This is a genomic window from Burkholderia sp. Bp8984 (assembly GCF_003853755.1).
Lineage (GTDB): Bacteria > Pseudomonadota > Gammaproteobacteria > Burkholderiales > Burkholderiaceae > Burkholderia.
Window position 1 is genome coordinate 71395 of record NZ_QTQN01000012.1, and the last position, 12749, is coordinate 84143.

General features: G+C 67.7%; 10 protein-coding genes. 4 read left to right on the plus strand and 6 right to left on the minus strand.

Features of this window, described 5'->3' with window-relative positions:
• The first annotated feature begins 88 nt into the window (after positions 1-88).
• The 4 genes from DID98_RS14780 to DID98_RS14795 all read left to right on the plus strand — a co-directional run bounded on the left by DID98_RS14780 (position 89) and on the right by DID98_RS14795 (position 4781).
• Positions 89-1282: a DNA-binding transcriptional regulator gene (locus DID98_RS14780; protein WP_044844283.1), complete on the plus strand. Its 1194-nt coding sequence runs from the start codon at positions 89-91 to the stop codon at positions 1280-1282.
• A gap of 27 nt (positions 1283-1309) precedes the next feature.
• A complete protein-coding gene (locus DID98_RS14785; protein ID WP_124487288.1) occupies positions 1310-2398 on the plus strand; it encodes an aldose epimerase family protein in 1089 nt (362 codons plus the stop codon).
• A gap of 349 nt (positions 2399-2747) precedes the next feature.
• The gene (locus tag DID98_RS14790; protein WP_124487374.1) at positions 2748-3326 is read left to right on the plus strand and encodes a DUF4337 domain-containing protein; all 579 of its coding nucleotides are present in this window, start codon (positions 2748-2750) and stop codon (positions 3324-3326) included.
• Positions 3327-3614: 288 nt separating this feature from the next.
• The gene (locus tag DID98_RS14795; protein ID WP_124487289.1) at positions 3615-4781 is read left to right on the plus strand and encodes an arabinogalactan endo-1,4-beta-galactosidase; all 1167 of its coding nucleotides are present in this window, start codon (positions 3615-3617) and stop codon (positions 4779-4781) included.
• A gap of 162 nt (positions 4782-4943) precedes the next feature.
• Here DID98_RS14795 and DID98_RS14800 read toward each other — a convergent pair whose 3' ends face one another.
• From DID98_RS14800 to DID98_RS14825, 6 genes are all read right to left on the minus strand, one after another.
• A complete protein-coding gene (locus DID98_RS14800; RefSeq protein ID WP_124487290.1) occupies positions 4944-6209 on the minus strand; it encodes a sugar efflux transporter in 1266 nt (421 codons plus the stop codon).
• A 4-nt stretch (positions 6210-6213) separates the two neighbouring features.
• Positions 6214-8184: a beta-galactosidase gene (locus DID98_RS14805; RefSeq protein WP_124487291.1), complete on the minus strand. Its 1971-nt coding sequence runs from the start codon at positions 8182-8184 to the stop codon at positions 6214-6216.
• 36 nt (positions 8185-8220) lie between these two features.
• On the minus strand, positions 8221-9072 hold the full coding sequence (locus tag DID98_RS14810) for a carbohydrate ABC transporter permease (protein WP_124487292.1): 852 nt from the start codon (positions 9070-9072) through the stop codon (positions 8221-8223).
• An 11-nt stretch (positions 9073-9083) separates the two neighbouring features.
• Entirely contained in the window at positions 9084-10001 is a 918-nt protein-coding gene (locus tag DID98_RS14815) for a carbohydrate ABC transporter permease (protein ID WP_124570964.1), read from the minus strand.
• Positions 10002-10071: 70 nt separating this feature from the next.
• Positions 10072-11310 (minus strand): ABC transporter substrate-binding protein, encoded by a 1239-nt coding sequence (locus DID98_RS14820; protein ID WP_124570965.1) that lies wholly within the window; start codon positions 11308-11310, stop codon positions 10072-10074.
• Between the two features lie 63 nt (positions 11311-11373).
• Positions 11374-12528, minus strand: a complete 1155-nt coding sequence (locus DID98_RS14825; protein WP_124570966.1) for an ABC transporter ATP-binding protein — start codon at positions 12526-12528, stop codon at positions 11374-11376.
• Positions 12529-12749 lie beyond the last annotated feature (221 nt).

Here is a 12749-nt window from a genome sequence, read left to right on the forward strand (position 1 = left end):
CGCCGGACACCAGAGCATCGCGCGGCACCGTCCGCGCGCCCCGGAGACAACGGCAAGACGCCCGAGCGGCGCCCGCCCCGAGACCGACATGACCCGCGCCTCTTCCGCCCAGACACCGCACCGCATCGCGCTGCTGTTCAACGCGAACAAGGTCTACGACCGCGAGATCATCAGCGGCATCGGCCAGTACCTGCACACGACGCGCGTCGTGTGGGACCTGTTCCTCGAGGACGACTTCCGCTGCCGGCTCGCCGGCATCGAACGCTTCGACGGCGACGGCATCATCGCGGACTTCGACGATCCGGCCGTCGCCGACGCGCTCGCCGGCTCGCCGCTGCCGATCGTCGCGGTCGGCTCGTCGTACGAGGATCCCGCGCAGTATCCGCACGGCGTCCCATATATTGCGACGGACAACCCGAAGCTCGTGTCGCTCGCCTATACGCACCTGATCGGCGCGGGGCTCGCGCATTTCGCGATGTACAGCCTGCCGGTCGCGCAGGAGAACCGCTGGGCGCAGCAGCGCGAGCTCGCGTTCGATCGCCTCGCGCGCGCCGACGGGCTCGACGCGCCGATCTACCGCGGCCTGTCGACGAGCGCGTCGGGCTGGAATCACGCGATCGAGCAGCTGATCGGCTGGCTGCATGCGCTACCGAAGCCCGTCGGCGTGATCGCGGTCACCGATGCGCGCGCGCGGCATCTGCTGCAGGCGTGCCTGATCGCCGGCATCGCGGTGCCGGAACAGGTCGCGATCATCGGCATCGACAACGATCCGCTCACGCGCACGCTGACGCGCATTCCGCTGTCGTCGGTGATCCAGGGCACCGAGGAAATGGGCCGCACCGCCGCGCACCTGCTGCACCGGATGCTGCGCGGCGCGCGTTTTCCCGGACAGCGCATCCTCGTGCCGCCGGTCGGCATCAACGTGCTCGAATCGACACGCCACCAGCCGCTCGCGAGCCCGCACGTGATGCGCGCGCGGCATTTCATCCGGCAGTACGCGTGCCAGGGGATCAAGACCGAACAGGTCGCCGACTATGTCGGCGTGTCGCGCTCGCTGCTCGAAGAGCACTTCCGGCGCGAACTGCAGCGCACCGTGCACCAGGAAATCCTGCGTCACAAGCTCGAGGCCGCGCAGGCGCTGCTCGCGAGCCGCAACGCGTCGAGCGCGGAAGTCGCGATCCGCTGCGGCTTCACGTCGTTGCAATACATGTACGCGGTATTCCGCCGCGAACTCGGCTGCACCCCGCGCGAATACCAGGAGCGCACCGCGCCCGCCCACTGAATTCACCGCTCACGAGCGAACCCACTCATGCATATCGACACCGACTCTCCCCGCCCGGCATCCGACGCGGGCCGCATTCCGTCCGAACCGTGGGGCACGCTGCCCGGCGGCGATCCGGTGCGGCGCTACACGCTGCGCAACGCGCACGGGATGCGCGTCGTCGTCAGCGATCTCGGCGCGACCGTCGTGTCGTGGCTCGCCCCCGACCGCACCGGGCGCTTCGCCGATATCGTGCTGGCGCACGACACGCCGGCCGACTACGTCGAATCGGGCGCCTACCTCGGCGCGACGGTCGGCCGCTGGGCGAACCGGATCGCGAATGCGCGCTTCGCGCTCGACGGCGTCGACCACACACTCGACCGCAACGAGAACGGCAACCTGCTGCACGGCGGCGCGAGCGGCTTTCACCGCGCGCGCTGGGACGTGGTCGACGACCGTGGCGGGCTGACGCTGCGGCTCGATTCGCCGGAAGGCGATGCGGGATTTCCAGGCAACGTGACGGTGCAGGTGCGTTATACGCTCGACGACGACGGCACGCTGACGATCGACTACGCGGGCGTGACCGATGCGCCGACGCCGCTGAACCTGACCAATCACAGCTACTTCAACCTGAGCGGGCGCGCGGGCAGCGACGTGCGCGGCCATCTGCTGCAGATCGACGCCGACGCGTTCGTCGAAGTGGACGATGCGCTGATCCCGACCGGCACCGCCGACGTGACGGGTAGCGCGTTCGATTTCCGGCAGAGCGCGCCGATCGGCGCGCGCCTCGACTGGCCGCATGCGCAGCTCACGCGCGGGCGCGGCTTCGACCATTGTTATGTGCTGCGCGAGCCTGGGCGCGGCGTGCGGCCCGTCGCATCGATCTACGATCCGGAAAGCGGCCGGGAGCTTGCCGTGTCGACGGACCAGCGCGGGCTGCAGCTCTATACGGGCAACTATCTGGACGGCGTGCGCGTGAGCGGCGGCGTGGCGTGCCGGCGGCACGCGGCGCTGTGCGTCGAAGCCGGGTGCTTTCCGAACCAGGTCAACATGGACGCGTTGCGCGACGAAACCATCCTTCGTCCGGGCCGGACCTATCGCCAGACGACGCGGTATCGGGTCGGCGTTCGCGGGTAGCGGTAGCGGACACGTCGGGCCGGGTCGGGTCGCATGCGAACGCGCCAGTCCGCAAACTGCCATGTACACCGGTCGGCATGCCCCCTCCGAAACCACTGGGTCAATCACGTCAACCGGGATACCGAATCCGTCCAGGCAGCGGCCGCCTGAGGTTTATCGTTTATCCGCCGCGATGCGGTCCCAGAGGATCCGGATCCGTCGCTGAACATGGCGCGAGACTCGCCGGCTGGCGCGTCGCGCGAAAGCATCGCCAGCACGCAAACCTGTGTCAGACTCCCATGTGCGATCGAGCGTCCGTGCGCAGTCGGCCGGCGCCGGATTTCATTCAACTCTTGCGGGTTCCTTACGGATGTCTGAAGAATACGAAGTTCATGGCCCTCACGACCATGCGGTGGAACATCATGCGGCTCACGGCGGCGATCAAGGTACGTCGCGCATCGCCGTGCTGACGGCCGTGCTTGCCTGCTTCGGTGCGATATCGGCCTACCAGAGCGGTGCCGACGAAAGCCTCGCGCTGCTCTACAAGAATGACGCCGCGATCCGGAAAACCGAGGCTGCGAACCAGTGGGCCTACTATCAGGCGAAGGGCAACAAGCAGAACCTCGCCGAACTCGGCGCGGCGTTGAGCCCGGAATCGTCGCCGCAGCGAAAGCGGTTCGAGGCGGACGCCGCACGATACCGCGCCGACAAGGAACCGATCCGGGCGCAAGCCGAGGCGCTCGAAAAGGAAGTCGAGAAGAACAACGCGGCCAGCGAGGCGCGGATGCACCGACACCATCGGTGGTCGCAGGCGACGACCGTCATCCAGATCTCGATCGCGCTGGCGGCGATCACGATCCTCACGCGCCGTTCATGGATGCAGGGCCTTTCGATTGGCGTGGCCGCAATCGGCATCGTGATCGCGGGCTTGGCGTTCTTCGGGGTTTGATTGACGGCGAGGCCGTCGCAGCCCGGTCATATCTCGACAGATTCGCCACGAACGGCACCTGAGAAAAAGCACGGCTCTGCACCGGGCGCAACATCGATCCGCCTGTCTCTCCTCTCCGTCCCCACGCCCGTCGCCAGATAGTAGGCAACGCACGCGTTCTTTGCGTTGGCATCGGCGGCTGCGCTACGCTCGATCCGGCCTCGTATCGAGGCCGAAATTTAAGCGCTTAAACCGATGGAGCCCGCGATCCTGCGATCGATCGACCGGGCCCGATACTGGAGGATGACGATGAACAGACGATCGATGTTGCGCTGGAGTGTCTCGACCGCGGCGCTCGCATGCGTCGACCTGGCCGGCGCGTTGCCGGCCGTCGCGCAAGGCGTCGCGCGCGCCGCAGGCAGCGCGGGTATCCCGTTCGCGATGGGCGCCGACGTGTCGACGCTGCCGGAACTCGAGGCGCACGGTGCACGGTACTTCGACCGCGGGCAGCCGCGCGACTGCCTGAAGATCCTGCATGCGCATGGCGTCGATTCGATCCGCATCAAGGTATGGAACGATCCCGGCAATCCGGATTTCTTCCCCGCGAACCAGAGCGATGCGGCAGGCTACAACGACGCGGCCCATGTCGTGGCGCTCGCGAAGCGCGCGGCCGCGCTCGGCATGCGCATCCTGATCGACTTCCACTACAGCGACTGGTGGGCCGACCCCGGCAAGCAATACCCGCCGCATGCATGGGCCGGCAAGAATCTCGCCGATACGTGCGCACTGCTGTCCGCCTATACGACCGACGTGCTGCGCCAGCTTCAGCGCGCCGGCGTGCGGCCCGAGTGGGTGCAGATCGGCAACGAGATCACGGGCGGCATGCTGTGGCCGCTCGGCCGCTACGACCAGTGGGATAACCTCGCGCAATTGCTGAAGACGGGCCACGATGCGGTGAAGGCCGTCGATCCGCGCATCAAGGTGATGCTGCACATCGACAGCGGCGGCGACAACGCGAAAAGCCGCTGGTGGTTCGACAGCGCGACGCAACGCGGTGTCGCGTTCGACGTGATCGGCCTGTCGTATTACCCGCAGTGGCAAGGCGCGCTCGACGACTTGCGCACCAACGCGAACGATCTCGCCGTGCGCTACGACAAGGAGCTGATCGTCGTCGAGACCGCGTATCCGTGGACCACCAGCGACGGCGACTCGGAGCCGAATGCGATGACGAACACCGGCTCGACCGCGTTCCCGCCGTCGCCGGCCGGCCAGGCGCAGTTCCTCGCGGCGGTCGTCGATATCGTAAAGGGCGTGCCGGGCAATCGCGGCAAGGGCGTGTTCTGGTGGGAGCCGGAATGGATCCCGACGCCGGGTGTCGGCTGGAAGCTGGGCGCGGGCGATCAGTGGGACAACAATACGCTGTTCGACTTCCACGGCAATGCGCTGGCGTCGCTCGACGCGTATCGCAAGCGTTGACGCTTCACGGCATCGCCGATTCACCGCACCGGCGCATCGTGCGTCAGTGCGGTAGGTTGAAGCGGTGTCGTGCGGGCGGTGTGGTGTCGCTTGTGTCGCTTGTGTCGCTTGTGTCGCTTGTGTCGCTTGTGTCGCTTGTGTCGCTTGTGTCGCTTGTGTCGCTCATACCGCTCGCTGCGCCGTTCCGCTCGCACCGCCCCGCTCGCCGCGCGCATCCAGCGCGAGCAGCACGCACGCCACGAGTGCGAGCCCGCAGCACCCCGCGAATGTCGCGCGATAGCCGAACAGGTCGACGCACGCCCCCGACAGCACACCCGACGCGATCGAGCCGACGCGCGCGGTGCTGAAGAACATCGCGGTCGCGGTGCCGGGGCGCGTGGGCATCAGGTCGCATACGCGCGTCATCCCGAGGCACGACGTGATCGCGACCACGCAAGCGCTCAACAACTGCAGCGGCAGGATCAGGTCGACTCGCGTCACTGTCGCGAGCCCGATGAAATACGCCGCATGCACGACCGCGCACGCGGTCAGCCAGCGTGCCTTGTCGAGCCGCGTCGACCGGATGCCGAGCCACAGCATCATCGGAATCTCGAGCAACGCGGCCAGGCCCAGCGCAGCCGACACGTTCGCCGGCGTGCCGCCAAGGCCGCGCACGATGTACAGCGGCAGCACGATCATCGTCGCGTTCGCGACGAGCCCCATTAGCGTCAGCGCGACGAGGGTCCGCAGCACGCGTGCGCGCGGCGCGACGACGACCGACGCAGCATCGCCCGACGGCGCCGGAGCGTGGTCGACCGCGCGCACGTGAACGGCGGCTGGACGCCGCGCAGGCTCCGGAATCCGAGCGACGATCGCCGCGCACGCGACGAAGCCCGCCGAAGCCGCGAGAAAGAGCCCGGTGAAACCCGTCTGCGCGAGGATCAGCGCGCCGAGCGCGGGCCCGAACACCCACGCGACCGACAGCATCGTGCGCAGCGCGGCCGACGCGAGCTCGCGCTGTGCGTCGTCATCGACCGGCAGCACCGCGCGCGCGAACGAGAAGATCTGCGACAACGACACGGCCCCCGCGCCGAGCAGGATCGTGCCGGCCGCGATCACCGGCCCGTGCGCGCGCAGCACGCACAGCAGCGCGAAGCCGAGCGCGGCAGCGGCGAGCGATACGACGAGCAACGGCCGGTGGCGGTCGCGGCGATCGGACCAGCGTCCGGCCCACGTGCTGGCGACGACACCGCTCGCCGCGATCAGCGTCATGAATACGCCGGCCAGTGACGGCGACATTGCTGCCGCCTGCACGCCGAACAGCGACAGGTACGGCGCCGTAAACGACATCGCGACGCCTAGCATCAGCGCCGCCGCGGACAGCGGCACGAAATGCGCGATCCCGGCGAGGCGCGCGAACTGCAATCGCAGCGGCGGCAACGACTGCATCGCGTCAGTCCGGCTCGACCCATGCGGCGACGTCGACCGCGCCGAGTTCGCGGCCGCCGAGCACGAAACGCGCACCGTCCGGCGCGGGCAGCGTGCACGTTGCGTCGCCGTAGTTGAACGCGAATACGACGCGCCCGCGCCGGCGCAAGCGCACGCCGTCCGGCAATGCACGCACCGGCAGTCCGGCGTCGCGCGCGCAGCGGCCGACGATCGCACGCAACAGCGTGCGATCGAAGCAGGCGGTCGCCATCGTCACGCGGCCGCGCCGCACGAGTGCGGGCACGCCGTCGTCGCAGGCCGCGAGCACGTCGACACCGGTGATCGATTCCATATCGACGTGATCGCGCCATTTCAGCGCGTGGCCGTCGATGCCGTCGAACGCGACGCGCGGGGCGAGCGACGGCCGCAGCGATTCGACCTGGCCGATCCGCACCGGCAGCACGTCACGCAGCTTGCCGGGTGCGAGGCCCGGCGCGATGGCGAATGCCGCCGTACGCGAACCCGTGCGCGGCCCGAACAGCCAGTGCGCATCGCCACGCGCGGCCTGCTCGACGATGCGATCCGTGACGACCGGCAGCGTCGGCGCGACGACGAACGCATAACGCGACACGTCCGCACCGGCCGCGACGATATCGACGTCGAACCCGAGTTCGCGCAGCGCGCGATACCAGTCGAACGCATGTTGCTGATAGTCGAAGTCGGCGCCATGCGGCTGAATCCGGATCATCCAGTCCGCCTCGTAGTCGAACAGCAGCGCGACGCGCGCCGGAGGTTCCGAACCCGCGAAGCACCCGGGATCCAGCGCAGCCAGTTCACGCGCGACGCGCGCCACTTCATGACCGCCCGGCGACAGCCGGTCGTCCGGCGCGTTGAGCCCCGAATGCAGTTGCTCCTGCGCATGCGGATACTGCCGCCAGCGGAAATACGATACGAGCTCCGCGCCGTGCGCGAACGCTTCCCACGTCCATAGCCGCACGGCTCCGGCGTGCGGCACCGGGTTGTACGGCCCCCAGTTGACGGGCCCCGCCTGTTGCTCCATCACCCACATCCGGCCGTTGCCGACACCGCGATACAGGTCGTGCGAGAACGCCGACACGTCCGGGTGCCCGGTGCGGGCCCAGCGCCGCTTGTCGGATTCGTCGAGCGGCAGCACTTCGGTGCGCGGCACCGGGTAGCTGTCCCACGCGGCCACGTCGAGGCCGCCGCGCGCGAACGCGTAGTGATCGAACTCGGTGAAAAAGCCCATGAAGTTGTGCAGCACGTCGCGGCCCGGTGCGTGCGGGCGGATCGCATCGACCTGCACGGCATGGAACCGCGCGACCTCATCCGACTGATAGCGGCGGAAGTCGAGCAGATGGGCGGGATTCGCATCGGTCGGCGTATGGCGCGGCAGTTCGATCTCGTCGAAGCCGCGATACTCCATGCTCCAGAACACGTTGCCCCACGCGCGGTTCAGCGCGCCGATATCGCCGTAGCGCACCGCGAGCCACGCGCGAAAACCTTCGAGCGCCGCACGCGTATAGCTCGGCAGCGTGTTGTGGCAGCCAAGCTCGTTGTCGGTCTGCCATGCGATCACCGCCGGATGCGCGCCGTAGCGCCGCGCCATCGCGTCCACGATGCGCACGCAGTGCTCGCGATACACGGGGCTCGCGATATCGTAGTGGCGACGCGAGCCGAACTGCCACACCGCGCCGTCCGCGCCGATCGGCAGGATCTCCGGATGGCGATCGACGAGCCATTTCGGCGGCGCGGCGGTCGGCGTGCCGAGCACGATCTTCAGCTGCTGGCCGGCGAGCGTGTCGATCGCCTCGTCGAGCCACGCCCAGTCGTAGCGGCCGGGTTCCGGCTCCATCCGGCTCCACGCGAATTCGGCGATCCGCACGCGGGTCAGGCCCAGTTCGGCCATCCGCCGCGCATCGCGCTCCCATTGTTCGCGCGGCCAGTGTTCGGGGTAATAGCAAACGCCGAGATGCATCGTGGATTCCTTGCAGATGAAAGAGGATGGGACGGGTCAGCCCTTGGTCGCGCCGAACGTGAGCCCGGTGACGAAGTGCTTCTGCATCGCGAAGAACATCAGGACCGACGGCAGCGCCGCGAGCACCGAGCCGGCCGACACGATGTTCCAGGCGGTCGTCCACTGCCCCTTGAGCGCGGCGACGCCGACGGTGATCGGCGCCGCGTCGTCGCCTTGCGTGAGGCACAGCGCCCAGAAGTAGTCGTTCCACACGAACGTAAATACGAGGATCGCGAGCGCCGCGAGCGCCGGCCGCACGAGCGGCAGCACGACGCGCCAGTAGATCGCCCATTCGGACGCGCCTTCGACGCGCGCGGCCTCGATCAGCTCGAACGGCAACTCGCGGATGAAGTTGCGCAGGAACAGCGTGCAGAAGCCGGTCTGGAACGCGGTATGGAACAGCACGAGCGCCCACACGGTGTTGTACAGGCCGACGCCGAGCATGATCTGCCGCACCGGGATCATCAGGATCTGGATCGGCACGAAGTTGCCGGCCACGAACAGCCCGAGCAGCACGAGATTGCCGCGGAACCGGTAGTTCGCGAGCGCGTGCCCCGCGAGCGACGCGAGCAGGATCGATGCCGCGACCGACGGCACCGTGATCAGGATGCTGTTCGCGAAGTAATGCAGCATCGGCGTCTGCGTGAGCGCGGTGCCGTAGTTGTCGAGCAGCGCGAACTGCTTCGGCCAGTCCCAGTAATGGCCGGCCATGATCTCGTCGGTCGAGCGGATCGACGTGACGAGCACCGCGAGCAGCGGCACGAGCCACAGCGCGAGTGCGCACGGCAGCGACAGGCGGTACAGCAGGCGGGCGGGACGTCCCCAGCGGGACACGGGCATCGGATACATGTTGGTGATCCTTAGGATTCGACGCGCACCAGCTTGCGCAGCTGCCACACGATATAGACGAGCATGATCGCGAACAGCACGACCGCGATCGCGGCCGAATAGCCTTCGCGGTAGTACTTGATCGCCTGGTCGACCATGAAGTACGCGAGCACGGTCGAGCTGTCGAACGGGCCGCCTCCCGTCATCACGGAGATCAGGTCGAAGCTGCGCAGCGCGCCGATCACGGTCAGCACCACCGCCATGAAGGTCGCCGGCCGCAATTGCGGCAGGATCACGTGCCACAGCAGCGTGAAGCCGCGCGCGCCTTCCATCCGCGCCGCTTCGACGATCTCGCCGTTGATGCCGGTGAGCCCGGTCAGGTAGAGGATCATGCAGAATGGAATCTGCGGCCAGAGCGCGGCGACGATCACGCCGTAGGTCGCATAGCGCGGATCGCCGAGCACCGGGATCCCGTGTCCGACGATCAGCTTCAGCAGCCCGAACGTCGGATCGTAGAACCACGAGAACACCAGGCCGACGACGACGCCGGGCAACACGAACGGTGCGAAGAACAGCGACTTCACGAGCCGGATGCCGAACACGTTCTGGTTCAGGTACAGCGCGAGCGCGAAGCCGAGCGGCGGCGCGGCGAGGAACAGCGCGAGCCACAGCACGTTGTTCTTCAGCGCGACGTAGAACGTATCGGACTGCAGCAGCTCGCGATAGTTGTCGAGCCCGGCATACGTCATCGGCGTCATCCCGTCCCAGTGATGGAAGCTCAGCCAGATGCTGCTGACGATCGGATACAGCACGAACACGGTGAAGAGCGCGAATCCCGGCAGCACGAACCACAGGGCCGCGCGGTTGCGCCGGCGCGCGAGCGACGCGCGCGCATGCCGCTGCGGGCCGGCTTCGCGGCGCGCGGCGCTTTCGGACAGGCTGGTTGACATGAGGTGACCTTCTGCGAACGGTGGCAACGAAGGACCGGACCGGCATGCGCCGGCCCGGCCGCATGGCGCGCTACTTCCGGTAGATCCGCTTGCGGGCCTGATCGAGGCGCTGCAGGATCGCGTCGAGCTGCGTCGGGTCCGACAGGAACTGCTGCATCGCCTTCATCCCCTCGTCCGCCATTTCCTTCGTCATGTCGCGGTCGTAGAACTGCGCGATGCCGCCGGGCGTCGTCGCGAGCGTGCGAAAGCCGATCTTCGAGATCGGGTCCTGCGGCTCGGGCGCCTTGTTGTTCGACGGCAGTTGTCCCATTCCCTTCGCGAACTCGCCGCTGACGGCCGGTTGCCCCATGAACGCGAGGAAGCGGCGCGCGTCCGTCTTGTTGTGCGCCTTCGCCGGCACGATCAGCACGTTGACCGGGCCGTCCTCCGCAAGCGGCACCGACGCGTCGATCACCGGGAAGCGGAAGAAGCCGATCGGATTGCGCGCCGCACTCAGCAGGCCCGCCGAATACCAGGTGCCCATCAGCGTCATCGCGGCCTGGCCGTTGACGACCAGCGGGCTGAGCGAATCGACGTCGTAGGACAGCGCGTTGTCGATGAAATACTTGTCGTCGATCAGCTTCTTCCAGGCCGCGTATACGGCGCGCACGCGCGGATCGGTATACGCGACGTCGCCGGCCATCAGTTTCTGGTGAAATGCGTAGCCGTTGATCCGCAGGTCGAGGTAGTCGAACCACGCGGCCAGCGTCCACGCATCGCGCGCGGCCACCGCGACCGGCGCGATGCCCGCCGCCTTCAGCTTGCGGCACGCGTCGAGAAACTGCGCCCAGTCGGCCGGCTCGCCGTGAATGCCGGCCTTCTCGAACAGGTCCTTGCGGTAGAACAACCCATACGCGTCGTAGCCGAGCGGCAAACTATAGAGCTTGCCGCCGTAGGTCGACGACTGCTTCACGGCCGCATACGTGTCGTTCCAGCCGTTCTTCTGCCAGTCCGCGCTCAGGTCCTCGATCAGCCCGCGCTTCGCGAAGTACGCGAGCCGTTCGCCGTTGTTCCAGCTCAGCACGTCGGGCGGATCGGTCGCGAGCCAGCCCGACATCTGCACCTTGTACGCCTCCTCGCCGACGTAGCTGACCTTCAGGTCGATATCCGGATTCGCCTTGTGGAACTGGTCGAACGCCGCCTGCCACGTCGCACGCTGGTTGCCGCGCGCGGCGACGTTCACCTTCAGCGTGCCCGCATCGGCCGTCCCCGCGGCGCATGCCGCGGCAGTCGTCAGGGCAAGCAGCAATCGGCTCGCACGAAGTCTCATCGTTGTCTCCTGGTATTGGTGTGATGGGTGCCGCGTCGCGCGCGGCGGGTCGGCAGTGCGCCGCTACGCGAACGCCGCTTCGGCGTGGACGGCCGGCAACGCGATACCGGCCTCGTCGAACAGGTGGCAGCACGACGGCGACACGCGGAATGCATGCCGCTCGCCGCGCCGCAACGCGGCCTGGCCCAGCAGTTTCGCGAGCAGCGGCACGCCGCCGGGCTGGTCGAGATGCACGTACGCGGCTTCGCCGAGCTGCTCGACGAGTACGACGTCACGCACGATCGCCGGCAAGTCGGCATCGCCCGCCGTGGCGACCGTCAGATGCTCGGGACGAATCCCGAGCGTCACGCGCGCGCCGCTGCCGACGTGGCGCGGCAACGGCCGATCGCGCAGCGTCAGCGTTTCGCCGGTTCCATCCAGGCGCAGCCGGCAGCCATGCGCATCGCTCGCTTCGACGACCGCCGGCAGGAAGTTCATCCGCGGCGAGCCGATGAAGCCCGCGACGAAGCGGTTGGCCGGCCGGTGATACAGATCGAGCGGCGCACCGGCCTGTGCGATGCTGCCGAAGCGCGCGACATCGTCGCCCGCGTGCAGCAGCACGATCCGGTCGGCCAGCGTCATCGCCTCGATCTGGTCGTGCGTCACGTAGACGGAGCTCGATTGCGTGAAGCGTGCGTGCAGGCGGGCAATCTCGACGCGTGTCTGGCCGCGCAGCGTCGCGTCGAGATTCGACAGCGGCTCATCGAACAGGAACACGCGCGGCTCGCGCACGATCGCGCGGCCGATCGCGACGCGCTGCCGCTGGCCGCCCGACAACGCCTTCGGCTTGCGATCGAGCAGCGCGTCGAGCTGCAGCACGCGCGCGGCTTCGGTCACGCGGCGGCGGATTTCATCCTTCGGCGTGCCGGCGATGCGCAGGCCGAAGCCGATGTTGTCGAACACGGTCATGTGCGGAAACAGCGCATAGCTCTGGAACACCATCGCGACGCCGCGCTCGGCAGGCGGCGTGTCGTTCATGCGTGCACAGCCGATCCGCAGTTCGCCTTCGGTCACGTCCTCGAGCCCGGCGATCATCCGCAACAGCGTGGACTTGCCGCACCCCGACGGACCGAGAAACACGCAGAACTCGTGCGACGCGATCTCGAGGTTCACGTCGCGCAGCACCGGCGCATGGTCGCCGTAGCGCTTCGAGACGTCCTTCAATGAAATGCCGGTCATCGCGCTCTCCTCTTCCGGTCAGGCGTTTCGGATCGAAAAATTTAATCGCTTAAATTTCAGTAGTGCAGTTCGCCCGGTTCGCCGTACCATGTCGTCTCCTTGATCTGATGTGCCGAGAAATTAGCGTATCGCCTGTCCTTGTGCAACTAGTGGGACGCACTCCCAGAATATGAGCAGACACTCCCCCGCTTCGCTTCCGTCGCGCCTCTTCTCCCGACCAC